The 26,591-nt window shown below is 69.6% G+C and carries 25 protein-coding genes and 2 riboswitches; of the genes, 9 read left to right on the top strand and 16 right to left on the bottom strand.

Annotated features, from left to right (window positions below):
• Positions 1-3: 3 nt before the first annotated feature.
• From ACFPJ4_RS01965 to ACFPJ4_RS01955, 3 genes are all read right to left on the bottom strand, one after another.
• The gene (locus ACFPJ4_RS01965; protein WP_386738606.1) at positions 4-1,116 is read right to left on the bottom strand and encodes an ABC transporter permease; all 1,113 of its coding nucleotides are present in this window, start codon (positions 1,114-1,116) and stop codon (positions 4-6) included.
• Positions 1,113-2,660: an ABC transporter permease gene (locus ACFPJ4_RS01960; protein ID WP_386738605.1), complete on the bottom strand. Its 1,548-nt coding sequence runs from the start codon at positions 2,658-2,660 to the stop codon at positions 1,113-1,115. The genes ACFPJ4_RS01965 and ACFPJ4_RS01960 overlap by 4 nt, the downstream gene beginning before the upstream one ends.
• 119 nt (positions 2,661-2,779) lie before the next feature.
• Positions 2,780-4,432: an ABC transporter family substrate-binding protein gene (locus ACFPJ4_RS01955; protein WP_386738604.1), complete on the bottom strand. Its 1,653-nt coding sequence runs from the start codon at positions 4,430-4,432 to the stop codon at positions 2,780-2,782.
• A gap of 424 nt (positions 4,433-4,856) precedes the next feature.
• Between ACFPJ4_RS01955 and ACFPJ4_RS01950 the strand changes: the two genes are divergently transcribed.
• Together ACFPJ4_RS01950 and ACFPJ4_RS01945 are read left to right on the top strand one after the other, a co-directional pair.
• Positions 4,857-5,648, top strand: a complete 792-nt coding sequence (locus ACFPJ4_RS01950) for a CPBP family intramembrane glutamic endopeptidase (RefSeq protein ID WP_386739754.1) — start codon at positions 4,857-4,859, stop codon at positions 5,646-5,648.
• 45 nt (positions 5,649-5,693) lie between these two features.
• The gene (locus tag ACFPJ4_RS01945; protein ID WP_386738603.1) at positions 5,694-6,209 is read left to right on the top strand and encodes a peroxiredoxin; all 516 of its coding nucleotides are present in this window, start codon (positions 5,694-5,696) and stop codon (positions 6,207-6,209) included.
• Positions 6,210-6,244: 35 nt separating this feature from the next.
• Here the strand turns inward: ACFPJ4_RS01945 and gcvP are convergent, their stop codons facing one another.
• The 5 genes from gcvP to ACFPJ4_RS01920 all read right to left on the bottom strand — a co-directional run bounded on the left by gcvP (position 6,245) and on the right by ACFPJ4_RS01920 (position 13,122).
• Positions 6,245-9,145, bottom strand: a complete 2,901-nt coding sequence (gcvP, locus tag ACFPJ4_RS01940; protein ID WP_386738602.1) for an aminomethyl-transferring glycine dehydrogenase — start codon at positions 9,143-9,145, stop codon at positions 6,245-6,247.
• A gap of 15 nt (positions 9,146-9,160) precedes the next feature.
• A complete protein-coding gene (gcvH, locus tag ACFPJ4_RS01935; protein WP_386738601.1) occupies positions 9,161-9,535 on the bottom strand; it encodes a glycine cleavage system protein GcvH in 375 nt (124 codons plus the stop codon).
• A 2-nt stretch (positions 9,536-9,537) separates the two neighbouring features.
• Positions 9,538-10,710 carry a glycine cleavage system aminomethyltransferase GcvT gene (gcvT, locus tag ACFPJ4_RS01930; protein ID WP_386738600.1) on the bottom strand — a complete coding sequence of 391 codons (1,173 nt, stop codon included), beginning with the start codon at positions 10,708-10,710 and terminating at the stop codon, positions 9,538-9,540.
• 38 nt (positions 10,711-10,748) lie between these two features.
• A riboswitch (glycine riboswitch) is annotated at positions 10,749-10,856 on the bottom strand.
• Positions 10,857-10,974, bottom strand: a riboswitch (glycine riboswitch).
• Between the two features lie 94 nt (positions 10,975-11,068).
• Positions 11,069-11,830: a hypothetical protein gene (locus ACFPJ4_RS01925; protein ID WP_386738599.1), complete on the bottom strand. Its 762-nt coding sequence runs from the start codon at positions 11,828-11,830 to the stop codon at positions 11,069-11,071.
• Positions 11,827-13,122, bottom strand: a complete 1,296-nt coding sequence (locus ACFPJ4_RS01920) for a citrate synthase (protein ID WP_386738598.1) — start codon at positions 13,120-13,122, stop codon at positions 11,827-11,829. Before ACFPJ4_RS01920 ends, ACFPJ4_RS01925 begins: the two co-directional genes overlap by 4 nt.
• Before the next feature lie 66 nt (positions 13,123-13,188).
• On the opposite strand from ACFPJ4_RS01920, the gene ACFPJ4_RS01915 reads away from it, so the two are divergent.
• Complete coding sequence (locus ACFPJ4_RS01915; RefSeq protein WP_386738597.1) at positions 13,189-14,355, top strand: citrate/2-methylcitrate synthase; 1,167 nt, start codon at positions 13,189-13,191, stop codon at positions 14,353-14,355.
• Positions 14,356-14,376: 21 nt separating this feature from the next.
• On the opposite strand, the gene ACFPJ4_RS01910 is transcribed toward ACFPJ4_RS01915, so the two are convergent.
• Entirely contained in the window at positions 14,377-14,592 is a 216-nt protein-coding gene (locus tag ACFPJ4_RS01910; RefSeq protein WP_386738596.1) for a hypothetical protein, read from the bottom strand.
• Between the two features lie 69 nt (positions 14,593-14,661).
• Positions 14,662-15,441 carry an alpha/beta fold hydrolase gene (locus ACFPJ4_RS01905; RefSeq protein ID WP_386738595.1) on the bottom strand — a complete coding sequence of 260 codons (780 nt, stop codon included), beginning with the start codon at positions 15,439-15,441 and terminating at the stop codon, positions 14,662-14,664.
• Positions 15,442-15,495: 54 nt separating this feature from the next.
• Here ACFPJ4_RS01905 and ACFPJ4_RS01900 point away from each other — a divergent pair, with 54 nt between their 5' ends.
• Complete coding sequence (locus tag ACFPJ4_RS01900) at positions 15,496-15,924, top strand: MarR family winged helix-turn-helix transcriptional regulator (RefSeq protein ID WP_386738594.1); 429 nt, start codon at positions 15,496-15,498, stop codon at positions 15,922-15,924.
• 4 nt (positions 15,925-15,928) lie between these two features.
• Here the strand turns inward: ACFPJ4_RS01900 and ACFPJ4_RS01895 are convergent, their stop codons facing one another.
• The 4 genes from ACFPJ4_RS01895 to ACFPJ4_RS01880 form a co-directional block, all read right to left on the bottom strand.
• Positions 15,929-16,432: a hypothetical protein gene (locus ACFPJ4_RS01895; protein WP_386738593.1), complete on the bottom strand. Its 504-nt coding sequence runs from the start codon at positions 16,430-16,432 to the stop codon at positions 15,929-15,931.
• Positions 16,429-16,812, bottom strand: coding sequence for a type II toxin-antitoxin system death-on-curing family toxin (locus ACFPJ4_RS01890; protein WP_386738592.1), 384 nt, complete (start codon positions 16,810-16,812; stop codon positions 16,429-16,431). Before ACFPJ4_RS01890 ends, ACFPJ4_RS01895 begins: the two co-directional genes overlap by 4 nt.
• Complete coding sequence (locus ACFPJ4_RS01885) at positions 16,809-17,012, bottom strand: CopG family transcriptional regulator (RefSeq protein WP_386738591.1); 204 nt, start codon at positions 17,010-17,012, stop codon at positions 16,809-16,811. The genes ACFPJ4_RS01890 and ACFPJ4_RS01885 overlap by 4 nt, the downstream gene beginning before the upstream one ends.
• A 120-nt stretch (positions 17,013-17,132) precedes the next feature.
• Positions 17,133-17,723, bottom strand: a complete 591-nt coding sequence (locus ACFPJ4_RS01880; RefSeq protein WP_386738590.1) for a hypothetical protein — start codon at positions 17,721-17,723, stop codon at positions 17,133-17,135.
• A 101-nt stretch (positions 17,724-17,824) separates the two neighbouring features.
• Between ACFPJ4_RS01880 and ACFPJ4_RS01875 the strand changes: the two genes are divergently transcribed.
• Positions 17,825-18,310: a hypothetical protein gene (locus tag ACFPJ4_RS01875; protein ID WP_386738589.1), complete on the top strand. Its 486-nt coding sequence runs from the start codon at positions 17,825-17,827 to the stop codon at positions 18,308-18,310.
• A gap of 11 nt (positions 18,311-18,321) precedes the next feature.
• Here ACFPJ4_RS01875 and ychF read toward each other — a convergent pair whose 3' ends face one another.
• Positions 18,322-19,410: a redox-regulated ATPase YchF gene (ychF, locus tag ACFPJ4_RS01870; RefSeq protein WP_386738588.1), complete on the bottom strand. Its 1,089-nt coding sequence runs from the start codon at positions 19,408-19,410 to the stop codon at positions 18,322-18,324.
• A gap of 71 nt (positions 19,411-19,481) precedes the next feature.
• Here ychF and ACFPJ4_RS01865 point away from each other — a divergent pair, with 71 nt between their 5' ends.
• Genes ACFPJ4_RS01865 through ACFPJ4_RS01855 form a run of 3 tightly spaced genes read left to right on the top strand, consistent with a single transcriptional unit; the run spans position 19,482 to position 23,154 of the window.
• Complete coding sequence (locus ACFPJ4_RS01865; RefSeq protein WP_386738587.1) at positions 19,482-20,072, top strand: 3'-5' exonuclease; 591 nt, start codon at positions 19,482-19,484, stop codon at positions 20,070-20,072.
• 36 nt (positions 20,073-20,108) lie between these two features.
• Positions 20,109-21,335 carry a geranylgeranyl reductase family protein gene (locus ACFPJ4_RS01860; RefSeq protein ID WP_386738586.1) on the top strand — a complete coding sequence of 409 codons (1,227 nt, stop codon included), beginning with the start codon at positions 20,109-20,111 and terminating at the stop codon, positions 21,333-21,335.
• A gap of 4 nt (positions 21,336-21,339) precedes the next feature.
• On the top strand, positions 21,340-23,154 hold the full coding sequence (locus ACFPJ4_RS01855) for a gamma-glutamyltransferase family protein (RefSeq protein WP_386738585.1): 1,815 nt from the start codon (positions 21,340-21,342) through the stop codon (positions 23,152-23,154).
• Positions 23,155-23,193: 39 nt separating this feature from the next.
• On the opposite strand, the gene ACFPJ4_RS01850 is transcribed toward ACFPJ4_RS01855, so the two are convergent.
• Positions 23,194-24,690 carry a CoA-acylating methylmalonate-semialdehyde dehydrogenase gene (locus tag ACFPJ4_RS01850; protein WP_386738584.1) on the bottom strand — a complete coding sequence of 499 codons (1,497 nt, stop codon included), beginning with the start codon at positions 24,688-24,690 and terminating at the stop codon, positions 23,194-23,196.
• 105 nt (positions 24,691-24,795) lie between these two features.
• Here ACFPJ4_RS01850 and ACFPJ4_RS01845 point away from each other — a divergent pair, with 105 nt between their 5' ends.
• Positions 24,796-26,268 carry a DNA recombination protein RmuC gene (locus ACFPJ4_RS01845; RefSeq protein ID WP_386738583.1) on the top strand — a complete coding sequence of 491 codons (1,473 nt, stop codon included), beginning with the start codon at positions 24,796-24,798 and terminating at the stop codon, positions 26,266-26,268.
• Positions 26,269-26,591: the final 323 nt, after the last annotated feature.

Raw genomic sequence — 26,591 nt, 5'->3', positions numbered from 1 at the left:
GCCTCACGACTCGCTCCCGACCGGCTCTGGGACGTGGTCGACCGCGAGCGCGCGCTCGCGACGTGCTCGCCGGTTGAGGCCGCGACGCTGCCGCGGATCGAAGGCATCGCGAAGCCCGTCACCGATGAAGTTGATCGTCAGCGCGATGATGACGATGAACAGACCGGGCCACCAGAACAGCCAGGGACGGGTCGAGAACGCCGACTGGTAGTTGCTGATGATGAGTCCGAGGGAGGTGTCGGGGGCGCGGACCCCGAAGCCGAGGAAGCTGATCGCCGCCTCGGTCAGGATCGTCGCCGACATCGTGAGGGTCGCCGACACGACGATGACGCCCACCGTGTTGGGCAGGATGTGCCGGAAGACGATGCGGAAGTCGGAGGCTCCCGCCACCTTCGCGGCCTCGACGAACTCCCGTTCTCGCAGGGCGAGCACCTCGCCGCGCACGAGTCGGGCCAGGGTGGTCCAGACGAGGACTCCCAGGAAGATCGCGAGCACGACCGACCCGGCACCCACCAGGGTGTGCCCCACGATCGCGGCGATCAGGTAGAGCGGCACGATGATGAAGATGTCGGTGGCGCGCATCAGGAGCGAGTCGATCCAGCCGCCGAAGTATCCGGCAGCCGCACCGAGGGTGACCCCGATGACGGTGGAGACGATCCCCGCGACGAAGACGATCATGAGGGACTGCTGAGTACCGCGCATCACCTGGGCGAACATGTCGTGCCCGACGGAGTCCTGGCCGAACGGGTGGATGCCCCAGTTCAGCGGAACGAGCGACAGCGTGGGCCGGCCCTGGTTGATGACGTCGGGCACCGCGGCGTAGTCCCACCTCCACCACCCGGGCAGACGGATGCCGAAGGCGTCGATGCCCTCCGAGCTGAACGCGAACACGATCACGATCAGCAGCAGGATGAGGCTCGCCATCGCCGCACGATGACGGAGGAAACGCCGCAATACGATGCGGCCGAGGCTGAGGCCCTCGACCTCACGCATCTCGATCGAGGCCTCCGCGTTGTCCAGCACGCCGGCCGCCTGCAGGTTGGCGACGTTGCGCGGGTCTTCGCCACCGGGCGTGCCGGCGTCGCTTCCGCCTGGGTTGAGCTGTCCAAGGGTCATGCGGTCACCCGGATCCGTGGGTCGAGAGCCGAATACACGAGATCGGCGAGGAAGTTGAACACGATGACGGTGACCGCGGTCACCAGGAAGAAGCCCATGAGCGGGTTGAGGTCGACCCGCTGAAGCGCTTGCACGAAGAGCGCGCCCATGCCCGACCAGGCGAACACCGTCTCGGTGAGCACCGCGCCGCTGATCAGAGCACCCAGATCGAGCGCGATCACCGTGGTGATCGGAATCAGCGCATTGCGGAAGGCGTGCCGCATGATGACGGTGCGCTCGGTAAGACCCTTCGCGCGGGCCGTGCGGATGTAGTCCTGGTTCAAGACATCGAGCAGGCTCGAGCGGGCGTACCTGCTGTAGCTGGCCACCGAGATGAGCACCAGGGCGATCGTCGGCAGGAGCAGGTGGGTGAAGCTGTCGATTCCGGTGATCCAGAACGATCCTTGGAGGTCGGGCGTGCCCGCCCCCACCGTGGAGATCGGGCGGCCGTTGGCCACCTGACTCGAGTAGATGCCCCACGAGCCCATGAAGCGGTCCAGCAGGACGATGAGCGTCGCGAACAGGGCCGTGAGGGCACCCGTGCGGATCTGCGGACGTCGGTCGTTACCGCCCCACAGCCAGCCGGCGAGCCCTCCCAGAACGACGAGGAGCACGACGAGGGCGATCACGGATGGGAGGTTGACGAGGCCGAACTGCTCGAACAACAGGTGCAGCGGGAAGTACAGCACCAGAGAGATGCCGACCGCCACGCTCAGCGAGGTCCACCGCGCCCGCTTGTTCGACCATCCGGTCGACAGCACGGTCACGATCACGGCGGCGCCGACCGCGAGTGCCGGGGTGACCACCGGGCCCAGCGACGGGTTGTTGAACCATCCGGTGAGGTTCGTGTACGTGAACACGCCGACCGCGGCGAGCACCGCGACGCCGAAGACGAGAAGGCGCCGTCGCCACCCGCCTCCGATGATGCCCATCCAGACGATCCCCGAGACCAGCGCGATGACACCGATCCAGAGCGGGGGTATCTCCGGGCTCGCGAGGAAGTCGTTGAAGTTGATGGCCGCGAACTGCTTGAGCATCACGGCGACCCAGAACACGGGTAGGGAGAAGAAGAGGAACGCGATGAAGGTCGTCACGTAGTCGAACGTCGAGTAGATGCGCAGAGCCGTGGCGATGCCCACGGTGACCCCAACGATGATGCCGATGATGAACGCGGTGGTGACGAGCTGCAGCGTCTGTCCCATGGCCGAGCCGAGGGCGTCGGTGACGTGCTGGCCATCGATGGTGTCGCCGAGCGTGAAGCGGCCGAGGAATCCGCCGAGCACCCCGCCGAGCCAGATGAAGTAGCGCAAGAAGGGCGGCACATCGAGATGCAGCTGCGCGATCCGCTGCTGGATCAGAGCGTCCTTCTGCGCCGCGGGGAGGCTCGTCTCTTTGATGTCGGCGAGAGGGTCGCCGGCGTTGGCGGCCAAGATGTAGACGAGATAGGAGGCGACGAGCAGCACCGCGAGGGATGCCAGGAATCGCCGGACGATGAACGAGACCACGTAACGGCTTTCTGTTCGGCTGGTGGACGGGACGATACCCGCAAGTGGAGCACGTCGCGAGTCGGGGCCGTGCTCAACGCACGACCCCGACCCGCAGCGACGGTCAAACCGTCACGTGACTACTTGGATTCAGTCCACTCCCAGAAGTTCCAGAAGATGTTCGGGCTGTAAGGAGCATCCGACACATTCGAGATCTTCGAGGACCATGCCGACACGTCCGGCAGCTGGAACAGCGTCAGGGTCGACGCGTCCTTCCACAGGTACCCATCGATCTGCTGCTGCAGCGGAATGGCATCCGCCGAGCTGGTCACGGTCGCGGCCTTCTGCCACAGCGCGTCGACCTTGGTGTTCGAGTAGCCCTGGTAGTTGTACGCGTTGCCCGTGGTCGTGTTCGCCTGGCTCTGGGTCACCGAGCCCGAGGAGAGCTGGTAGGCGAAGACGGTGGCGTCGTAGACGTACTTGCCCGAGCCGATTCCGTCCGGTCCGAAGAAGTCCGCACCGGGCTTGCCGACATCGACCACGTTGAATCCGGCGTCCTTGGCCGAGGCCTGGATCAACTGGAACTCGCCCTGACGACGCGGGTTGTCGTTCGCGTACGCGAAGCGCACGGTCACCGGTCCGGTCACCCCGGCCTTGGCCAGAAGCGCCTTGGCGGCCGCCACATCCACGGTCTGGTAGTCCGACGAACCGTTGTTCTTGACCGACTCGTCATAGCCCTGCTGACCCGGGAGGAAGAGCGACGAGTCGTCGAGCTTCACGTTGGGCGAGATGGGCGTGATGAGGCGCTCCAGCATCTGCTGACGCGGGATGACCTTGAAGAACGCCTGGCGAACCTCGAGAGCCTTCTGAGCGTCGCCGCCGTAGGTCGCCGGGTCGAACGGGCCGTTGTTGTTGAACGTCAGGTCGACGTGCTCGAAGGTGGCGGTCGGCGTGGTCGTCGACTTGATGCCCGATGCACCCTTCAGCGCCGACACGGTGTCGGCGGTGGCCTGACCGTAGAGCACGCTCAGCTCACCGTTCTGGAGGGCCTGAACCTGTGCGGTCTGGTCGGGGATGAAGCGCACCGTGATCTTGGCGATCTTCGGCTTGGGTCCCCACGTGAAGTCCGGGTTCGAGACCAGGGTCACGTACTGCTTGGTCAGACTCTGGACCTTGTAGGGGCCGTAGGTCGTCAGCAGCTTCGCGTCCTTCGGGGTCGACGTCATGTCGAAGCCCGTCTTCCAGATCTTGGCGAGCTTGGTCAGGGTCGAGGTGTCGTCGTCCTTGAAGGCCTTGACGACGGCATCCTGAGCGTCCTTGCCGGTCTTCTTGTCGATCCCGGCCTCTTCCCACAGAACCGCCGAAGGGATGTTCGGCGTGATGGCCGGCAGGATCTCCCAGTCGACGTACGGCTTGTCGTAGGTGAGCGTGATCGTGCGCCCGTCGCTGCCGATCTTCGGCATCTTCGTGACGTAGTCCAACCCGGAGCCGGCGTTGATCGAGCCGAAGTTCACACCCTTGGGGTCGTTGTACTTCGTGATGCTCGAGCCCCACGCGAGGATCATGTCCGCCGCGTCCACAGGGGTGCCGTCAGTCCACTTGACGCCATCGTTGATCGTGTACTGAACCGTGAGTGGGCTGTCCGACAGCTTCTTGTAGGTGCCGAACGCGGGGTTCTTCACCAGCTTCGGGCTGTTGTCGTAGTAGTTGAAGCCGACGCCCTGGTAGAGGTACGAGACGTTCGAGTTGTACGTCGCGTAGTTGGTGGCGGTGAAGGAGTTCATCGTGTTCATCGCCGAGTTCTGCGCCACGCTGATCGAAGTACCGCTGACAACCTCGGAGCCTCCGCCTGCGGCGCAACCCGCCAGTACCAAAGCTCCCGCGGCGACGACTGCGCCGACGAGAGAAACCCGTCTGAGTTTCAATGTTCCTCCTGTGCAAGATGTGACGGCGCGCGAGCAGGCTCCCGCGCCGCGCTGGATACCTCGACCCTAAAGAGGGGGCGACGGCCTCGCAAAACCCTAGGGGGAATCGTTACACGGCGGAAACGAGGTCTGAGGATTGTTGCGTTCGCGCTGATTCTTTGCATGAATAGCGCGCGATAAGACGGAATCGTGCGGCGAATCGCAACGGAGCCGCGAAAACGGCCGGGGCGCGCGGCGTAGCATCGGGCGGGTGCGGGCATCCGGGTTGTCGATATCCTCCAACGGCGAGGCGATCGGCCCCACGTCGGTCGGCGTCGACCTGCGACCGGATCGCGGACGCCTCTGGTGGGAGATCGCCCTCGTGCTCGGGCTGTCGCTCGGCCAGTCGGCGGTGTACGCCATCGTCTCGCTCGCCGACAGCCTGACCCGTTCCAAGCCCCTCTCGCAGCAGACCGCGACGCTCAATCCGAGCCTCAACGATCGCGAGGTCTTCGACCTCATCTACCAGCTGCTCGGGCTCGTCTTCGACGTCGTCCCCGTACTGCTGGTGTGCTTCCTGCTCTGGAACCGCGGCCGGCCGCATCTCGCTCGACTCGGAATCGACGCCCGACGACCCTTCGGGGACGCCTGGCGCGGGCTGGCGCTCGCGCTGGTCATCGGCATCCCCGGGATCGGGGTGTACCTCGCTGCGAAGGCGCTCGATCTCGGCGTCACCGTCGACGCCGCGGGCTTGAGCTCGCACTGGTGGACGGTGCCCGTGCTGCTGCTCTCCGCGTTCCGGGCGGGTCTCCTGGAGGAGGTCATCGTGCTCGGCTACCTCTTCGAGCGCCTCCGCGAGCTCGGCTGGGGACGCTGGCGCATCATCGTCGCCGCCGCCCTCCTCCGCGGCAGCTACCACCTGTATCAGGGCTTCGGCGCCTTCGTCGGCAATGTGCTGATGGGGCTGCTGTTCGGCTACCTGTTCTCTCGGAGCAAGCGGGTGCTCCCCTTCGTGATCGCCCACTTCGTGATCGATGCGGCGATCTTCGTGGGGTATCCGTGGGCGGTCGCGACGTTCCCGGAGCTCTTCGGGGTGGTGAAGTAGCCCTCACGTACGACGTGGCGGGTTCCGGCGACCTAGGATGACGATGTGGGGGCACTGGAAATCGGTGACCGGGCGCCGGAGTTCACGCTTCCGGGCATCCGGTTCGCAGACGGGCGATACGAGCACGCCGAGTACTCGCTCGCGGGCCGCCGGGGAGCGCCTGTCGTCCTGGCCTTCTACCCGCTCGACTCGAGCAAGGTGTGCACCGAGCAGTTGTGCAGCTACCAGGACGATTTCGAGGGCTTCGAGTCGCTCGGCGCCGACGTGTGGGGCATCAGTCTGCAGGGCGTCGAGAGCCACGAGGAGTTCGCGCGCAAGAACGGACTGACCTTCCCGCTGCTCGCCGACCACCGCGACGGCGTCGGCTCGGCGTACGGTGTCGCCTTGGGCGGGATGCTGCGACGCGCGGTCTTCATCATCGACGGCGACGGCATCATCCGGTGGAAGCACGTCGCCATGATCGGTTTCACCTACCGCCGGGCGTCCGAGATCCGTGACCAGATCCTGCGCCTCTTCCCGGCACCTGCGGGCGACGCCTTCGCCTTCACACCTCCCGCCTGACCCGTCTCGGGCGCGGCCGGTATGTCAGGCGGCGGTCAGGCGAAGGCCTCCACGGGCGGGCAGGCGCAGACGAGGTTGCGATCGCCGTAGGCCTGGTCGATGCGTCGCACCGGGGGCCAGTACTTGCGGTGGACGAGCCCCGGCAGCGGGTACACGGCCTGTTCGCGGGTGTAGTCGTGCGTCCACTCGCCGATGATCGCCGAGGCCGCGGTGTGCGGTGCGTGCACGAGCGGGTTGTCGTCGGCCGGCCAGACTCCGGATGCCACGGCATCCGCCTCGCTCTTGATCGCGATCATCGCCTCGACGAACCGATCGAGCTCGGCCAGGTCTTCGCTCTCGGTCGGCTCGACCATCAGGGTGCCCGCGACGGGGAACGACATGGTGGGCGCGTGGAAGCCGTAGTCGATGAGTCGCTTGGCCACGTCATCCACGGTCACCCCCGTCGCGTCGCGCAGCGGACGCAGGTCGAGGATGCACTCGTGCGCCACCAGCCCGTTCTCGCCCGCGTAGAGCACCGGGAAGTGCGCACGCAGGCGGGCGGCGACGTAGTTGGCGGCCAGCACGGCGGCCCCCGTGGCACGGCGCAGGCCGTCGGTGCCCATCATGCGCACGTAGGCCCAGCTGATCGGCAGGATCGAGGGCGAGCCATAGGGCGCGGCCGAGACCGGGGCTCCGAGGTGCTCGTAGTCCCCCGCCGCACCGGTCGCGAGGTCGAACGCCGGGTGCGCACTCGACTGCGCGAGCGGATGCCCCGGCAGGTAGGGCGCCAGGTGCGCCTTCGCCGCGACCGGTCCCACCCCCGGGCCACCCCCGCCGTGCGGGATGCAGAAGGTCTTGTGCAGGTTCAGGTGCGACACATCCCCGCCGAAGTCGCCGAAGCGCGCATAGCCGAGCAGGGCGTTGAGGTTGGCGCCGTCGACGTAGACCTGCCCGCCCGCCTCGTGCACGGCATCCGTGATCGCGCGGATCTCGTGCTCGTACACCCCGTGCGTCGAGGGGTAGGTGACCATGAGCGCCGCGAGATCGTCGGCGTGCGCCGCGATCTTGGCGCGCAGATCGTCGAGGTCGACGTTGCCGAGCTCGTCGCAGGCCACGACCACGACCTTCATGCCGGCCAGCACGGCGCTCGCGGCGTTGGTGCCGTGGGCGCTCGAGGGGATCAGGCAGGTGGTGCGTCCGAGGTCGCCACGGGCCCGGTGATAGCCGCGGATCGCCAGCAGGCCTGCCAGCTCGCCCTGGCTGCCCGCGTTGGGCTGGAGCGACACCGTGTCGTAGCCGGTGACCTCGGCGAGCCAGGTCTCGAGGTGCGAGATCATCACGAGGTAGCCCTCGACATCCGCAGCGGGAGCGAACGGGTGGATGTCGGCGAACTCCGGCCAGCTGACGGCCGCCATCTCGGTCGCCGCGTTGAGCTTCATGGTGCAGGAGCCGAGCGGGATCATGCCGCGGTCGAGGGCGTAGTCCTTGTCGGCCAGATACTTCAGGTAGCGCATCATGGCGGTCTCGCTGTGATGCGTCGCGAAGACCGGATGCGTCAGGAAGTCGCTCGTGCGCCGCAGCTCGACGGGGATGGCCGCGTCGGCGAACCCCGCTCCCCCGTTCGTGCCGAAGACGGCGTCGAGCACCGCCTCGACCGGCGGCAGGGCTCCGCTGCTGGTGCGCTCGGCGCTCACCTCGTCGAAGCTGATCGACAGCCGGTCGGCATCGACCAGCCGCACGAGCACGTCCCGCTCGCGGGCGGCGGCCGCCAGCTCGGCGGCCCGGCCCGGAACGCGCAGGGTCAGGGTGTCGAAGAAGCTGTCGCACTCGAGCTCGATGCCCACGGCGCGCAGCCGCTCGGCGTAGCCCGCAGTGCGCTGAGCGACCTCGCTCGCGATCCGGGTGAGGCCGCCGGGGCCGTGGTAGACCGCGTACATCGAGGCCATGACGGCCAGCAGCACCTGCGCCGTGCAGATGTTGCTCGTCGCCTTCTCGCGGCGGATGTGCTGCTCGCGCGTCTGCAGCGAGAGCCGGTACGCGGGGTAGCCGTCCGCATCCTGCGAGACGCCGACCAGGCGACCGGGGAGCTGACGCTCGAGACCGGCCGCGACCGCCATGTATCCCGCGTGCGGCCCGCCGAATCCGAGCGGGACGCCGAAGCGCTGGCTGGTGCCGACGGCGACGTCCGCGCCGAACTCGCCGGGGGCGGTGAGCAGGGTGAGCGCGAGCAGGTCGGCCGCGACGACGGCAAGGCCGCCGTGCGCGTGGCTCGCCTCGACGACGGCCGCGGGATTCCAGACCCGGCCGGAGGCGCCCGGGTACTGGATGGCGACGCCGAAGCTCTCGGGCAGCTCGCAGGCCGGGGTCGACGCCAGGGGCAGCTCCACCAGCTCGATGCCGACCGCCTCGGCGCGACCGCGCAGCACGGCGCGGGTCTGGGGGAAGAGGTCGCTGTCGACCACGAAGACCCGGGAAGCCGAGCCGGACGCCCGGCGCGCCAGCAGCATCCCCTCGACGACCGCCGTGCCCTCGTCGAGCATCGAGGCGTTCGCCGTGGCGAGTCCGGTCAGATCGGTGACCATGGTCTGGAAGTTGATGAGCGCCTCGAGCCGGCCCTGCGAGATCTCGGGCTGATAGGGCGTGTACGCGGTGTACCAGCTCGGGTTCTCGAGCACGTTCCGCTGGATGACGGCGGGGGTGATGGTGCCGTAATAGCCCATCCCGATCATCGAGCGTCGCACCGTGTTGTGGGCGGCGAGCGCGCGCAGCTCCGCGAGGGCCTCGCGCTCGGTCGCGGGGGCCGGGATGCTGGTGGGGGCGCCCTCGGCGACCCGGATCGCGGTGGGGACCGCGGCATCCATCAGCTCGTCGACGGTGGCGTAGCCGACCGCCTCGAGCATGGTCGACTGCGCAAGGAAATCCGTGCCGATGTGACGATCGGCGAACTGGTCGGTCATGAAAGCGGTGCGCTCCTACTCGCCGGTCAGCGCGGCGTACTCGGCGGCCGTCAGCAAGGCCGGCAGCTCGGTGAAGCGGACCTTGATCATCCATCCGTCGCCGAAGGGATCGGCGTTGACCAGGTCGGGTCGGTCGACGACCGCCTGATTGGCTTCGACGACCTCACCGGCGAGCGGCGCGAAGAGCTCGCCGACCGACTTGGTCGACTCGATCTCGCCGACCACGGTGCCCTCGGCGATGGCCGCCCCCGGCTTCGGCAGGTCGACGTAGACCACGTCTCCCAGCTTCTCGGCCGCGTAGGCGGTGATCCCGACGGTCGCGATGTCGCCGTCGACGGCGACCCACTCGTGCTCGGAGGTGTATTTGAGGTCGGCGGCGGGCTCGGTCATGGTCACTTCTTTTCTGTCGAGGTCGAGGGGGTGGAGCGGCGCGAGTAGAAGGGCAGCGCCACGACGGATGCCGCGACGCGGGTGCCGCGCACGTCGAGATCGAGGCGGGTGCCCACGGCGGCGAAGGCCGGATCGACGTAGGCCATCGCGACCGGGACGCCGAGGGTCGGCGACAGCGCGCCCGAGGTGACCTCTCCGACGATCTGGGCCCCATCCGGCACCACGATCGCGTAGCCGGCACGCCCCGCGCGCTTGCCCTCGGCGACGAGTCCGGCGAGCACCCGCGCGTCGATGGGCGGACCCTGCTCGATGGCCTCACGGCCGACGAAGTCGCCCTCCTTGCCGAGCGCGACGACCCGGCCGAGTCCGGCCTGCACGGGGAAGGTCGAGGCGTTGAGCTCGTGGCCGTAGAGCGGCATGCCCGCCTCGAGGCGCAGGGTGTCGCGGGCGGCCAGCCCGGCGGGGACAAGACCCGAGCCGCCGCCGGTCTCGATCAGCGCGGTCCACAGTTCGGGGGCGCGGTCGGGAGCGAGGTAGAACTCGAAGCCGTCCTCGCCCGTGTACCCGGTGCGCGCGACGAGCACCGGATGCCCGCGGAAGTCGGCCGCGATCGAGCGGTAATACCCGAGGCCGTCGAGACCGGGCAGGTCGAAGCCCTCCACGTTGCGCAGGATCTCTTCGGAGATCGGCCCCTGCAGGGCGATGAGCGCGATGTCGTCGCTCTCGTCCTCGACCAGGCAGTCGAAGATCGAGCAACGGTCGCGCAGCTCTTCGGCGACGAGCGCGCGGTTGGCCGCGTTGGCCACGACCAGGTAGCGGTCTTCGCCGGTGCGGTAGACCACGAGGTCGTCCAGGATGCCGCCGTCGCGCGCCAGCAGCAGGGAGTACTTGGCCTGCCCCTCGGCGATCGCCGAGAGCTTGCCCGCCAGCGCGTAGTCGAGGGCGGCGGCCGCTTCGGGGCCGACGACGAGGATCTCGCCCATGTGGCTCAGGTCGAAGAGACCGGCCGCGGTGCGCACGGCGTGGTGCTCAGCGAGGTCGGAGCTGTAGCGCACCGGCATCTGCCATCCGGCGAAGTCGGTGAACAGGGCGCCCGCGTCGACGTGCACCTGGTGCAGGGGGCTCAGCAGTTCGGGACTGTCGTGCGAGCCTGAGGTCTGGGCTGAATCGGTCATGACGGCGAGTTCTCTCCTGGGCGCGCGGGCTGCGGTGGAACTCCCCCTCTGTCATGGTGCCTGAGAGCTTCGCGCCCGAGCGTCGTCGGGGCTTTCACCGTGGGCGGGACCACCGTGGTGCGCGGTGGTCCTCTTTTCAGAGCGGCCTGGTCGATGCGGTACACGTACCTGAGAGATTGGCGGGGAGGCTTGCTCCTTCGGTGCCGGCGGCGCGCCTCGCGGGGGTGCCCCCTCGGCGCGCTCCGGCTCTCCCGCATCGCGTGCGGCCCGGTATTCGATTGTGGGGCCAGCCTAGCAACGCGGTGTTTCGGATGCGTGACGGGTTGGGGGCGCAGCGGTCGAGAGGTCGCCCGGCCGCTCAGGGGGCTGCGGCATCCGGGCGGGCGGCAACACGGCCGCGATGCCTCCCGAAGCCGGCGTGCCCCTGGATCGTGACGATCCCGACGACGACGACCCACGCCACCCAGGGGAAGGTCGCGGTCGCGGTGACCCCCACGCCGCCGGACGAGAACCAGTCCCGGTCGCTCGTGCCGCCGAAGATGGTCGCCAGCCCGAAGACCTGCAGGCCCGCGACGACCCAGGCGACGACACCGCTCCACCGCGGCAGCACCCGCGACGCCAGCACCACGTAACCGGACGAGGCCGAGACGACCGCCAGCAGCACGCACCCCGTGGCGCCGAACATCACGGCGTGCCCCTCCGTGAGGGCCCGGATCGCCGACGCGTCGGGAGCCAGGTTGACCACGTCCAGAGCGGAGCCGGCCTCCATCGCGTCGCCGACCAGGGTCACGGCCACGAAGACGAGGCCGGCGCCGAAACCCACGTCCGAGATCCACTGCAGGTCGTGCCGCGCGTGGGTGATGATCTGACGGAACCCGGCGAGGAAGACGACGATGCTCGCCATCAGCACGGTGTCGACGAGCACGATCAGCAGCATCTGGTTGTGATGCTCGACGAAGAACGTCACCAGGGCTGCACGCTCGTCGAGTTCGGGTCGCGGACCGATCAGCAGGTGCAGCAGGAACTCGAAGGTCAGCAGCACGGCGACGACGATCGCCGCGATCCCCGTCCAACGTCGCACGTCGGGCGTGTTCGTGAGCGGGACCGCCGGCATGGTCATGACACGAGCCTACGGAGGTCCGGTGTCGTCGGCGGGAGGCTCCCCTGCGGGGCCGGGCCGGTGTAGCGCGACTCCGGCCGCAGCCGCATCGGAGCCTGACCGTACTCGTCGACGATGTGCGCGATCCAGCCCCCGGTGCGGGCGATCGCGAAGATGAGCTGCCCGGCGCCGCGGCCCATGCCCGCCCCCAGCGCGAAAGCGGCGAGCGCGAGGTCGATGTTGGCGGGCCGCGGCGAGCGCGACGCCATGATCGCATCCAGACGATCGACGGTGCGCAGCACGTCGTGGTACCGGGGGATGCCGCGCATGGCGGCGAAGACGGCCTCCGCCCGCGGGTCGTGCTCACGGTAGATCAGATGGCCGAACCCGGGGATCGCGCGACCGGCGCGGAGCTGCTCTGCCAGGGCGCGCTCGGGGTGCCCCGAGTTCCGTGCGGACGCGATCATGTCTGCCGCCGCGATGCTGGCCGAGCCGTGCAGACTGCTGTCGAATGCACCGAGTGCGGCCTGAACGGCGGCATAGGGATGCGCGCGCGCCGATGCCGCGATCCGCGCGGCCATGGTGGCCGCCGCCAGATCGTGGTCGAGGCACAGGATGAGCGTCTGATCGAGGAGGGCGATCTCGGCCTCGCTCGGCGACTCCCCCGTCAGGCGGGCCCAGAGTCTGCGGGCCAACGGGGAGTCCGCCTCGGAGTGGTCGAGGGGCTGCTGGAGCCGGGGAAGCGCGTCGACCATCGCCGAGATCATGCGGCGGCCGGCCGAACGCACGACGGCCGGGGAGAGTTCGTCGCGAAGCGGATCGCACGAGCCCGCCAGCACCACCGCCAGCATCATCCGATCGAGCGGACGGGATGCCGGCCCGAGCAGCTCGCCGGCGCTCGCCACTCGGGAGGCGAGCTCGGGGCCGGAACGCACGACCCCGGGCGTCTCACCGGAGTTCCAGAGGAACTCGAGCCCCTCCTCGAAGGTCGCGCGCCGGGCGAGGTCGACGGCCGAGACGCCCCGGAAGTACAGCCGGTCACCGTCGAGCAGGGTCAGCGGGGAGTCGACGACCATGAGCGGACGTCCCGTGCCGCCCGTCGCCCGGGGCCGCCCGGGCCGTTCACCGGCGCGACGGCGCGACCGGGCGAACGCCTCGACCTCGAGGGCGTCGAAGGTGGATCCGCCGGTGTCGGCACGGATGCTGGCGATCAGTCCGCGCGCGACGTAGGCGTAGAGGGTCGCCGGCTTCACGCCGAGGCGCGCCGCCGCCTGGGCCGTCGTGAGACGCGGCACGGTGGAGTCGTGAGTCATTCCTGGCCTCATTGATTCGATCAACATTGATTTGCGAATGATCAATCTTGGTGATGATCTCACACCATGAAGACCATCGACCGTCTCGACGACGCCCCGATCGAGGTGCCCCGCGGACTCGCGAACGTGATCGTCACCGACACCGGCCTGAGCGGGGTGCGGGGGCGCGAGGGGTTCTACCACTACCGCCAGTACTCGGCCGTGGAGCTCGCGCGCACCCGGTCGGTCGAGGAGGTGTGGCGGCTCCTGCTCGACGGCAGCCTGCCGGATCCGGTCGAGCGCCTCGCCTTCGGGAACGAGGTCGCCGCGGCATCCGGTCTCGATGACGCCACCCGCGCCGCGCTCGACGAACTCGGACGCACGGTGCCCGCCGCCGATCCGCTCGCGGCACTGCGCGTCGGCATCGCCACCGAGGGCGCCCGCCGGTGCCTGCGCCCGCTGTTCGACCTCGATCCGGCCGAGCGGCGCTCCGGCCTGCTGGGGCTGGCCGCGAAAGTGCCGGCGATGATCGCCACCTTCGCCCGGGCGAGCGCGGGGCTGCCGAGCGTCGAACCTCGGCCGGACCTCGGCTATGTCGCCGACTACCTGTTCCAGCTCACGGGCAGTGCGCCCGAGAGCCGGCACGTCGACGCGCTGTCGACGTACCTCGTGGCGGCCATCGACCACGGCTTCAACGCCTCCACGTTCACGGCGCGCGTGATCGCATCGACCGGGGCGGATGCCGCGAGCTGTCTGCTCGGCGCGCTCGGCTCGTTGTCCGGTCCCCTTCACGGCGGGGCGCCGAGCCGCGCCCTCGACACGCTCGACGCCATCGGCTCGCCCGACCGGATCGACGAGTGGGTGACGGCGCGTGTGCTCGCAGGCGACCGCATCATGGGCTTCGGGCATCCCGTGTACCGCACCGAGGATCCGCGCTCCGCCCTGCTCAAGGAGGTCGCCCGGTCGTTCGGCGGTCCGCGCGTCGACCTCGCGATTCAGGTGGAGGAACGCATCCCGGTTCTACTGGAGCGGCTCAAGCCAGGACGGGAGTTGCACACCAACCTGGAGTGGTACGCCGCGATCGTGATGGAGCTGTGCGGGATCGATCGCTCGCTGTTCACCGCGACGTTCGCGGCCGCGCGCGTGCTCGGTTGGACGGCGAACGTGCTCGAGCAGGCCGCCGATCCGAAGATCATCCGGCCGTCGGCGCGCTATACCGGGCCCGAGGCACCCCAGCCGGTCCCGGCACGCTGACCCGGAGCCGGCGCCCGGGCGTCAGGCGTTGTCGCGGATCCAGTGCCAGTCGTCCTGGCTGAGGTCGTAGCGATCGGGCGACTCCTGGCCGGTACCGGGCGTGAACTCACCCTCGGGCTCGCCGCCGGCCGTGACGACCGCGTCGAGCACCTCCTCGGTCAGGGCCTCGTTGTGGTGATGCTTCAGCCAGTGCTGCGTGTCGGCGTCGAGAAGGGGCCACCAGGATGCTGCGCTCATGCGTTCAGCGTAGCGAGAGGCACCGATGGCGACGGCTCGTTGCCGGCTGTTCCGGCATCCGCCCCGGGGTCATGCGGCGAGGAAGCGATCGATCGCCCCGAGAGTGCGCTCGGGTTGCTCGAGCTGCGGCAGGTGGCCGGCCTCGGCCACGAGCTCGAAGCGTGCGTTGCCGAGCTGGGCCGCGTAGGCGCGTCCGTAGCCGGGGGTGAAGATGCCGTCGCTCTCACCCCAGAGCACCAGGGCCGGGATGCGGATGCCGCCGAGCTTCGCCTGCAGGCCCGGGTCGGACATCCCGTGCTGCGAGGTCAGCACACCCATGGTCTGCATATTCGCCCGCTGCGCCGCGATGCGCTCCGCCGGCAGCGCCGCGGGGTCGACGAAGAACCTCTCGGGGTCGTGCCAGGAGTGCTCCGCCTGCTCGCGGGGGCTCAGCTTCACGAAGTCGACGACCGGTTCGCCGGGTACCTCGATGCCGGCACCGTCGATGATGACGATCCGCGCGATCCGGCCCTCGGTGTCAGCCGCCGCGAGCTGAGTCGCGATCCAGCCGCCGAGCGAGGACCCGATCACGAGCACGTCGCTCAGCCCGCGGTCGGCGAGCAGCTGAAGGTAGACGGCCGCGAGCGCGGGGATGTCGTTCAGCCATTCCGGTCGCGGCGTACCGTTCCAGCCCGGGTGGGTCGGCACGAGCACACGCGAGTCGACGGCGAAGTGCGCGGCGATCGGCGCGACCGTGAACGGACCGCCGCCGCCGTGGAGCACGAGCACGGTGCGAGCGGCGTCCGCCGGTCCCGTCTCGTCGATCGTGAGGGCGAGCTGGGAAGGAAGGGGGATGGTGTGTTCGGTCATGACGGCAGGCTATATCAACATGTTTATATATGCAAGTTGCGATAGGCTGGCCCCATGAACTCCCTGCAGCAACTCGGCCGCGCCGTGAAGGCCGCGCAGTACCGGCACCATCTGGCCGCGGAGCGTGCACTCGGCGCGATCGGGACGACGCTGCCCCAGTGGGACGCCCTGCGGGCGATCGCCGGGCATCCCGGCTGGTCGGCCCACGCCCTGGCGGGCGAGACCTTCATGAGCGACCAGGCGTTCGGGGCGCTGGCGAACCGCCTCATCGCCCAAGGGCTCATCGTGCGCTCGCCGGGTCGGGGCCGCCGAGTCGAGCACACCCTCACGGATGCCGGCGGCGCGATGCTGGAGGCGGGGAACGTGGTCATCGACACCGTGCTGCAGCGGTCGTTCGGGGGGATGAGCGAGGCGGAGCGCCGAACCCTGAGTGGGCTGCTGGACCGGGTCGGCGTCGGCGACGGGACGACGACCGCGCCGTGAGGCGCTACGCCCCCTCGGGCGGATCGGCGAGAAGCTCCACCCGTTCCGTCAGGTAGCGCCCGAACGGCACGAGCGAATCGAGGCTGCGGCTGCCGTTCCAACTGACGCGCAGTTCGTCGCCCACGCGGACGACCGGGCCGCCCGGCGTGTCGGCGTCGAGTTCGATCGGGGCCGCGTCGAAATCCACCGTCTCCCCCGGCGGCAGCCCCGCCGCACGGGCCGCCTCGCGGATCTCGCGTCGCACCTCCCCCGACGCCGAGGTGAAGTTGGGATGCCGCGGGTCCGCCGCCCGGATGACCTGCCCGGTCGCGTACAGCCGCCCGTCGGGCGCGAGCAGCAGCACGCCGAGCCGCCAGACGGACCCGAGCCGCGTCATCCGCGGGGCGCGACGGAAGGGACCGAACTTTCGCGGCGGGTGCAACTCGGCGAGGATCTCGGTGCGGGCCGAGGCCGCCGTCAGCCGCGCGATCGCCGAGTCGATGGCGGCGGCAGATGCGGAATCCCTCACGCGCGCCTCCGGGGAGTGACCCAGCCGTCGAGGTCCCGAGCGGCGTCCGCGTACTCCGCCGCGCTCGTCGACACCGCGATGATGAGGTCGTAGGCCTCATCATCGGGCGCGTCGAGCGTCAGCTCATTCAGTTCGTAGAACACGACGGTCGCGAGCCAGGCGATCCGCTTGTTGCCGTCGACCAGCGCATGATTGCGCGCGAGGGACTCGAGCAGCACGGCGGCCTTGTCATGGATGGACGGGTAGGCCTCTTGCCCGTAGAGGGTGGTTTGGGGACGCTGCACCGCCGCCTCGAGCAGTCCGAGGTCGCGCACGGCCAGGTCGCCGAGATCGGATGCCAGCTGCAGCAGATCCTCGAGCTGGAGGTGCTCGACGGTCACTGCGCCAGACGGTCGAGCAGCGCGGCGTAGCGTTCGCGGCCGGATGCCGATGCCTCGCGCACGCGCGTCTCGTGTCCGCGGCGCGCGGCGGCATCCGTGATCGCGCGGAGTGCTGCCTCCTGCTTGCTCACGCCGTCGGCCTCGGCGAGCGCGGCGAGCGCCCGCTCCTGCTGTTCGTTGAGGCGAAGGGTCATGGCCATGGGGTGGATGGTATCACTTTGGTATCAGTGTTGAATCGGCATCATTCGCCGGGTGCCCTGATGGTTTCGACTTCGGCACCGGAGTCGTCAAGAGGGAGCACGATCGTCATCCCAGGAGGGTCAGCCTGCCGCGAGCTCAGCGAGAGCCCCCTCAAGCCCTGCTGGGTCGACGACATCCTGGAACACGATGGGAGTCGGGTTCAGGTTGAGGGGGTCCCACCCCGTGAACGGCCCCGTCATCGCCGACATAGAGAGGGTCGACCGCCCGAAGACGCCGCGAATGGTCTGCCCTTGCTGAAATCCGAAGTTCACCGAGACGCGCCGGGAGTCTCGTGACCAAGAGGTGCTGAGGGTGTTCGGATCGACACTCACACTCCTGAGAGTCCGCGCGCCCACGACGATTGCTCGCCGGTTCGTCAAGACGTACGAGGTCGTCCGGCGTCGATAGTTCCCCACCACGAATCGGAAGAAGACGAAGTACAGCCCGATGGCGACGAAAACGCCGCCGAAGAACGGGAAGAATCCCGGTGCTTTCGACTGTGCCAGGGCGGTGTACTCCCAGAACACGGCGAAGCCCGTCCACAGCAGGCTGAAGGGGATCAGCAGGACGTCCACCGGAGACAGGAGGACGCTAGCGTCCGGAACACCGGACCAGAGGATCCGCTCATCGCTGGTCAGTGCCGCGGTGGCCCGCTGGAGCCCATTGGTCATGGGGAGATCATGGCATCAACGTCAGGTCGTCCGCGGGTTCCTGGGTCTGCCGCCCCGAACGGGTGATCCTCACGGACTTAACCGCGAGCTAGCCTGCGATTATGACGCGACCGACCCCACCCTCCAGTCCTCCGGTTCAGGTCGGCGGGCGCTTCCGGCGCAACGAGCCTGTCCCCGCCGTTGTCAACGCCGCCTTCTGGATCCTCGTGGTCGGCGCTGTCCTAACTGGGATCATTCTTGTCACCGCCACCATCCGGATCGCGGCAACGAGCTCGGGCGGCGACGCCCCCGTTCTCAGCGCAGCCATGCTCGGGGGGACACTCGGTGTGCTGATCCGGATCGGGATCGCGGTGGTCCTGCGTCGCGGATACGGGCCGGCCCGCGTGTATCTCACCGTCGTCGGTGCCTACTCGATGGTGATCGGGGCCCTCAACGGACTCGACCCGATCGGTTTGTTCCTGCTATTGACCGTAGCTGTTCCCGTCATCCTCGCGTGGCTCCCGCCAGCGAGCCGGTACTTCCGCGTCGTGGGCGAAGCCCGACGGCAGGCCAAGGCGGTCGGGATGACCGTTGGGTTCCTCGGCTAGGCGGTCGACCGCTACACGTTGAAGCGGAACTCCACGACATCCCCGTCGTGCATGACGTAGTCCTTGCCCTCGATGCGGGCCTTGCCCTTGGCGCGGGCCTCGGCGATCGAGCCGGTCTCGACGAGGTCGGCGAACGAGACGACCTCGGCCTTGATGAAGCCCTTCTCGAAGTCGGTGTGGATCACGCCGGCCGCTTGAGGCGCCTTCCAGCCCTTGTGGATGGTCCAGGCCCGCGATTCCTTGGGCCCGGCGGTCAGGTAGGTCTGCAGTCCGAGGGTGTCGAAGCCGATGCGGGCGAGCTGGTCGAGACCGCTCTCCTCCTGCCCCGTCGAGGCGAGCAGCTCGGCGGCGTCGGCCGGATCCAGGTCTTTGAGTTCCGACTCGATCTTGGCGTCGAGGAACACGGCATGAGCCGGGGCGACCAGGGCTGCGAGCTCGGCCTTGCGGGCGGCATCCGTCAGCACGGATTCGTCGACGTTGAAGACGTAGATGATCGGCTTGGCGGTCAGCAAGCCCAGCTCCTTGATGGCGTCGAGGTCGACGCCCTTCGCGCTGCCGGCCAGCGAGTGGAGCGGAGTGCCGGCGTTGAGGGCGGCCTGCGCGGCGAGGGCGGCTTCGAGCACGGCGGGGTCGGTCTTCTTGCCGCGCACCTCCTTCTCGATGCGCGGGATGGCCTTCTCGAGGGTCTGCAGGTCGGCGAGCGCGAGCTCGGTCGTGATGGTCTCGAGGTCGGATGCCGGGTTCACCTCGCCGGCGACGTGCACGACGTCCGAATCGGCGAATCCGCGCACGACCTCGGCGATCGCGTCGGCCTCGCGGATGTTGGCGAGGAACTGGTTGCCCAGCCCTTCCCCCTCGCTCGCACCCTTCACGATGCCGGCGATGTCGACGAAGCTGACGGTGGCGGGCAGGATGCGCTCGCTGCCGAAGATGCCGGCGAGCACCTCGAGCCGCGGGTCGGGCAGGTTCACGACGCCGACGTTGGGCTCGATCGTGGCGAACGGATAGTTGGCCGCGAGCACGTCGTTCTTGGTGAGGGCGTTGAAGAGCGTTGATTTGCCGACGTTGGGCAGTCCGACGATGCCGATGGTGAGAGCCACGAGGGTCAAGAGTACCGGCGTTGCGCGGCGAGCCTCGGCCCGCTGTCGGTCGCGCGTGCGAGAGTCGGCATGTGCCCCTCGATTTCACCGCCATCGACTTCGAGACGGCCAACGGCTCTCCGGCCAGCGCCTGCTCCGTCGGGTTGGTGAAGGTGCGCGACGGTCAGATCGTCGATCGGATCGGCTGGTTCATCCAGCCGCCGCTCGGGCACGACCACTTCGTCGACTGGAACATCCGCATCCACGGCATCACGCCCGAGATGGTCGTCGGCGCCCCGAGCTGGACCGAGCAGCTGGTCGACCTGATGGCGTTCGCTGAGGACGACATCCTGGTCGCGCACAATGCCGGCTTCGACATGGGCGTCATCAAGGCGGCCTGCACCGCGACCGAGATCGCGACGCCCGGCTACTCGTACGTCTGCAGCCTGCAGGTGGCCCGCAAGACCTACACGCTCGACTCCTACCGCCTGCCGGTGGTCGCCATGGCCGCCGGATTCGAGGACTTCGCACACCACGACGCCGTCGCCGACTCGGAGGCCTGCGCCGCCATCATGATCCACGCAGCCGAGCGCTACGGCGCGATCGATCTGGTGGAACTCGCGGCGATGTCGGGCGTGCGCGTGAGTTCGACGGTTCCGCTGGTCGCGGCCGCGGCCGGCTGAATCGCCGTTCCAAGCCGCGCGGGTTAGTCTCCCGTCATGCCCGAGATCTGGGACGTGATCGTCGTCGGCGCCGGCCCGGCCGGGTCGACCGCCGCTCGCATCGCCGCCCAGGCGGGGGCGCGGGTCCTGATCCTGGATCGCGCGCGCTTTCCGCGGTACAAGACCTGCGGCGGCGGCATCACCGGTTTCTCGCTGCGAGCGATGCCGGATGCCGCGCGCGCGACCTTCGAGAGCGAGATCACCGATTTCGGGCTGAGCCGTCGCGGTCGTGACCGCATGATGCTGCACGCCGACGAGCCGTTCCTGGGCATGGTGCAGCGCGAGCGCTTCGACCAGCTGCTCGTGGACGGGGCCGTCGCGGCGGGCGCCGTCTTCCGCGACGGGGTCGCCGTGCGCGGCTTCGACGAGGGGGCCGACGGAGTCGTCGTCCGCACCGCCGATCGGGAGGCGCTACGCGCCCGCGTCGTGATCGGCGCCGACGGATCGAGCGGTCGCAGTTCGGGCTACGTCGGCGTCGAGTTCGCCGGCTCGGACCTCGGGCTCGAGGTGGAGCTCTCCGTACCCGAGCACAAGTGGGCGGGAACGGCCCTGTTCGACTGGGGCGCCGACCCCGGGGCCTACGCCTGGCTCTTCCCGAAACACGACACCCTCACGATCGGCGTCATCCAGCGCACCGGCCTGCCGGACGCCACGCGCGCCTATCTCGAACTCTGGCTCCGGCAGCTCGGTCTCGCGGGTGCGACCCGGCTGCGCGAGTCGGGGCATCTGACCCGGTGGCGCTCCCGCCGCTCCCCGCTGCGGCGCGGATCCGTGCTGGTGGCCGGTGAGGCCGCCGGCCTGCTGGAGCCGTGGACGCGGGAGGGCATCTCGTTCGCGCTGCGCTCGGGGGCGATGGCGGGGGCCGCGGCCGCGTCGGCGACGACCGCCGCTCGCACGGGCGACACCAGCGCACGCGATGCGGCCCTCGAGGGCTATGTCGATGCGGTGCGGGGCGGGCTGGCTCCGACCATCGAAACGGGGGCGGTGATGCTGCGTTGGCTCGAGGTCTCCCCCTCGTCGCTGCATCGCTTCCTGGCGCACACCGCCCTGGGGCGTCGGCTGTTCCTGGCGCTGTGCCGGGGAAGCACGCGGGTCGCGGACCTCGTCGACAACCCCCTTGTGCGACTCGCATCGCGGCGGCTCGGCGGTCGGGGTCGACCCCGGACCCGACCCCGTGCGCGCTCCCGAGCGGAGCCGGGCGCACGAGCGGGCACGCTACCGTGAAACGATGACCGGCTCACCAGCACCTGCGTTCACCACTCGTCCCGAGCTCCAGGGCAGCTTCGGAATGGCCGCGTCGACGCACTGGATCGCGAGCGCGACGGCGCAGGCCGTGCTCGAGCGCGGGGGCAACGCCTTCGACGCCGCCGTCGCCGCGGCCTTCGTGCTGCACGTCGTCGAACCGCACCTCAATGGCCCGGGCGGCGACCTCTGCGCGATCTACGCGACCGCCGACGAGCCGACGCCCCGGGTGCTGGTCGGCCAGGGGCACACCCCCGAGGGGGCCACGATCGAGCACTACCGCGCCACCGGGTTCACCGAGGTGCCGGGCAGCGGAGTGCTCGCCGCCGCCGTCCCGGGAGCCGTGGTGGCCTGGCTGCACCTGCTCGAGTCCCGCGGCAGCTGGGAGCTCGCCGACGTGCTCCAGTTCGCCATCGGCTACGCGCGCGACGGACACGCGTTGCTCGCAGCGGCCGTGCGAACCCTCGACAACGTGCGCGAGTTGTTCGAGACGCACTGGCCCACCTCGGCCGCGCATTGGCTGCCCGAGGGACGGATGCCGCAGCCGGGCGACCTCGTCACGAACGAGGCGTACGCGGGCACCCTCGAGGGGCTGCTCGCGGCGGGCGAGGGCGCGTCGTCTCGCGAGGCCCGGATCCGTGCCGCCCGTGGCGCCTGGAGCACGGGGTTCGTCGCCACCGAGATCGAGCGTTTCGCCGCCGAACCACATCACCAGCCGAGCCTCGACCGCGCCGTGCCCGGAGTCATCTCGGCCGCCGACCTCGCCGCCTTCGAGGCGCGCGACGACGACGCCGTCACCCTCGAGTTCCGCGGCGTCACGGTGGCGAAGGCCGGCCCGTGGAGTCAGGGGCCGGTTCTGCTGCAGGCCCTCGCGATCCTCGACACCTTCCCCGACGAACGCCTCGACCCGTCGACCGCGATCGGGATCCACACGATCACCGAGGCGCTCAAGCTCGCGCTCGCCGACCGCGACGCCTGGTACGGCGACGCCGGGCCGGACGGCGCCGCCGGCGTGCCGATCTCCGAGCTGCTCTCGCCCGACTACGCCGCCGAGCGCGCCGCCCTCATCGGCGATATCGCCTCGCTCGAGGTGCGGCCCGGACGCCCCGGCGGCCGCGAGCCGTGGCTTCCGCCGGCGCCCGCCGAGTCGACGAGGGACCGGGGCGCACCGGCCGGCACGGGGGAACCGACGGTCACGAAGGCCGGTGTCACCCGCGGCGACACCTGCCACCTCGACGTGATCGACCGCTTCGGCAACATCGTCTCGGCCACGCCCTCCGGCGGCTGGCTGCAGTCGTCGCCGATGATCCCGGCGCTCGGATTCCCGCTGGGCAGCCGCGCGCAGATGACCTGGCTGGATGCCGCATCCCCCTCGGCGCTCACCCCGGGTCGCCGGCCGCGCACGACGCTCTCTCCGACCCTCCTGCTCCGCGACGGGCTGCCGATCGAAGCCCTCGGCACTCCCGGCGGCGATCAGCAGGATCAGTGGCAGCTCGTCTATCTGCTCCGCCGCCTGGTCGGAGGGCAGAGCCCGCAGCAGGCGATCGACGCACCGATGTTCCACACCGAGGGCATGGTCGCCTCGTTCGAGCCCCGCGTCGCATCGGCGGGCGAACTGGTCGTCGAGAACCGGGTCGACCGGCAGGTGCTGGCCGAGCTCGTCGTGCGCGGCCACCGGGTCACGCGCTCGGGCGACTGGACGCTCGGACGGCTCTCGGCGGTCGGGATCGACCGCGCATCCGGGCTGCTGTACGCCGCAGCCAACCCGCGCGGGGCGCAGGGCTACGCCGTCGGACGCTGAATCCGACACTCCGCAGCTGCGACCCGGCGGATGCCGCTGCTACCCGTTCTGCGGGAAGCCCAGGTTGATGCCACCGTGACTCGGGTCGAGCCAGCGGCTCGTGACCGCCTTCTCCCGGGTGAAGAAGTGCACCGCCTCGGCGCCGTACGCCTTGGTGTCGCCGAACAGCGAGTCCTTCCAGCCTCCGAACGAGAAGTAGCCGACCGGAACCGGGATGGGCACGTTGATGCCGATCATGCCGACGGTGACCTCGTGCTGGAAGCGCCGCGCGGCACCGCCGTCGTTCGTGAAGATCGCCGTGCCGTTGCCGTACGGGCTCGCGTTGATCAGGGCGACTCCCTCGTCGTAGCTGGCGACCCGGACGATCGAGAGCACGGGACCGAAGATCTCCTCGGTATAGACCCGGGATGAGGTGGGCACCTTGTCGATGAGGGTCGGCCCGAGCCAGAACCCGTCCGCCGCACCGTCGGCCGCGACCCCGCGGCCGTCGACCACGACGCTGGCTCCGTCGGCCACGGCGACGTCGAGGTATCCCGCCACCTTGTCGCGGTGTTCCTTCGTGATGAGCGGACCCATGTCGCAGCCGCGGGTGCCGTCGCCGACGGTGAGGCCCGACATCCGCGAGGTGATCTTGGCGATCAGTTCGTCGGCCACGGGTTCCACGGCGACGACGACCGAGATGGCCATGCAGCGCTCGCCCGCCGAACCGAACCCCGCGTTGACGGCGGAGTCGGCGACCAGGTCGAGGTCGGCATCCGGAAGCACCAGCATGTGGTTCTTGGCGCCGCCGAGGGCCTGCACGCGCTTACCGGCCTTCGTGCCGTTCTCGTAGACGTAGCGGGCGATCGGGGTCGAGCCGACGAAGCTGATCGAGGCGACGTCGGGGTGCTCGAGCAGGGCGTCGACCGACTCCTTGTCGCCGTTGACGACGTTGAAGATTCCGTCGGGGAGGCCCGCCTCCTTCCAGCGCTCGGCGAGCCAGATCGCGGCCGACGGGTCCTTCTCGCTGGGCTTGAGCACCACGGCGTTGCCGGTCGCGATCGCCGGGGGGAAGAACCACAGCGGCACCATCGCCGGGAAGTTGAAGGGAGAGATGATCCCGACGACGCCGAGCGGCTGCCGGAGGGAGTACACGTCGACCCCCGTCGACACGTTCTCGCTGTACTCGCCCTTGGCCAGGTGGGCGATGTTGCAGGCGAACTCGACGACCTCGAGGCCACGAGCAACCTCGCCGAGGGCGTCGGAGGTGACCTTGCCGTGCTCGCTCGTGAGGATCGCGGCGAGCTCGCCCTTGCGCGCGTTGAGGATCTCGCGGAAGGCGAACATCACGGTCTGCCGTTTCGCCCAGGACGCGTCGGCCCAAGCGGGGAAGGCCGCCTTCGCCGCCTGCACGGCGACATCGACGTCGGCGGTGCTGGCGAGGCGGACCTGCTTCTGCACGACCCCCTGCGCGGGGTCGTAGACGGGTGACGTGCGTGTCGAGGCGCCCGCGAACGCGGCGCCGCCGACCCAGTGCTCGAGGATGTCTTTTGCCATGTTCGAAGGCTAATCCTTGGACATTTCCCGCACATTATTCTCGGCGAACCGGCAGGCGGGGCGCGGCATCCGAACGTTGTCGGCTGCCGCTGAGACACTGGCCGCATGGATCCCATCGTCGCCCTTCTCATCGGACTCGCCGTCGGCGTGCTGCTCGGCGCCGTGATGGGCGTCGTCGTCGGGGCGCTCCGCTCGCGGCGCGCGATTCCGGGGGTGGATGCCGACCCGGCCGTGCTCGAGGCGCGTCACGCTCAGCTCGTGGCCGAGATCCGGGCGCAGGAGGCGGCGGCGCGTGCCGAAGTCGGCTCGCAGCTCGCGGCGGCCGATGCCAGCCTCGCGGGGCTTCGCGAACAGCTCGGCGCGGCCCAGCAGCAGTACCGCGACCTGATGGAGCGCGAACGGCTCGACGCGCTCAAGCGGGCCGAGGCCGAGCGCGACGAGAGCAAGGTGCTGCAGGCGCTCGCGCCCGTGAAAGAGACGCTGTCGAGCATGCAGCAGAAGGTCGCCGACCTCGAGACCCAGCGCTCCCAGCAGCACGGCGAGCTGGCTCAGCAGCTGAAGACGGCCACCGAATCCGAGGAGCGACTGCGCGCGACCGCCGAATCGCTGGCCTCCGCGCTGCGCAACAACGCGACCCGCGGGGTCTGGGGCGAGACGCAGCTGCGCACCCTGGTCGAGTCGGCCGGGCTGATCAACCGGGTCGACTTCACCGTGCAATCGACCATCGAGTCCGAGAGCGGAACGCGCCGCCCCGACATGGTGATCAATCTGCCCGGCGGCAAGTCGATCCCGGTCGATGCGAAGGTTCCGTACAACGCGTACATCGAGGCGAGCGCGATCCCCTCGACCGCCACCGGCGAGCAGGAGGCGCGCCGCACCCAGCTGCTGGCCCAGCACGCCAAGCAGGTCAAGAGCCACGTGGATGCCCTGGCCGGCAAGAGCTACTGGACCGGCCTCGCGGCCAGCCCCGACTTCACGATCGCGTTCATCCCGAACGAGCCCCTCCTGGCCGCGGCGATGGAACAGGACCCTGGCCTCATGGAGTACGCGTTCTCGAAGCGGATCATCCTGGCCAATCCGGTCACGCTCTGGGCGCTGTTGAAGACGATCGCGTTCACCTGGCAGCAGGACGTGCTGACCGAAGACGCCAAGAAGCTGTTCGACCTCGGCAAGGAGCTCTACTCGCGGCTCGCGACGCTGTCCGATCACGCCGACAAGCTGCGTCGCTCGATCGAGTCGACCGTCACGAGCTACAACCAGTTCGCCAGCTCGCTCGAGCAGCGCGTGCTCGTCACCGCGCGCAAGCTCGACGCCCTCGACGAGTCGAAGGTCATCGGCACGCCGGGTCACGTCGACGAGCAGCCCAAGCAGCTGAGCCAGCCCGAACTGGTGCGGGGCGAGGCGACGACGCCCGAGGCCGTGGTCGCGGAGACCGCGTCGAACGAGACGGTCTCGAAGCGGACCGCGTCGAAAGACACCGTGCTGAAAGAGATGGCCGCACTGGACGAGACCGGCGTCGCGAGGCCCGAGCTCGACCTCGAGCTGATCGACCCGCCGACCGCGGCCAAGTCGGCCTAGCGCCGCCGGCCTCGCGGGTGCCCACAAGTTCGCCGAAAGTCCAAACATCGCCGGCTTGAGGGGCGGGATTCCGACCGATCTTGGACTCTCGCCGACACGTTGCGCCCACGCCACGCACGCGCGACGGCCCGCCGCGCGCGACGGCCGTGCGCGGCCGGCCCGCGCGCGACGGCCGGCCGGCGCGCCCGCCCCGCGGTCGCCCCGCCGCCCATCGCAGCCCGCCGAGAGTCCAAGAATCGCCGGTTTGGGGGGCCGGATTCCGACCGATCTTGGACTCTCGGCGACACGTTGGGCACGCCGGCCCGACGGGGCGCGCGCCACCC

The organism is Lysinimonas soli (assembly GCF_042655435.1).
Classification (GTDB): domain Bacteria; phylum Actinomycetota; class Actinomycetes; order Actinomycetales; family Microbacteriaceae; genus Lysinimonas; species Lysinimonas soli.
This window is presented reverse-complemented; position numbering and strand designations above follow the sequence as displayed.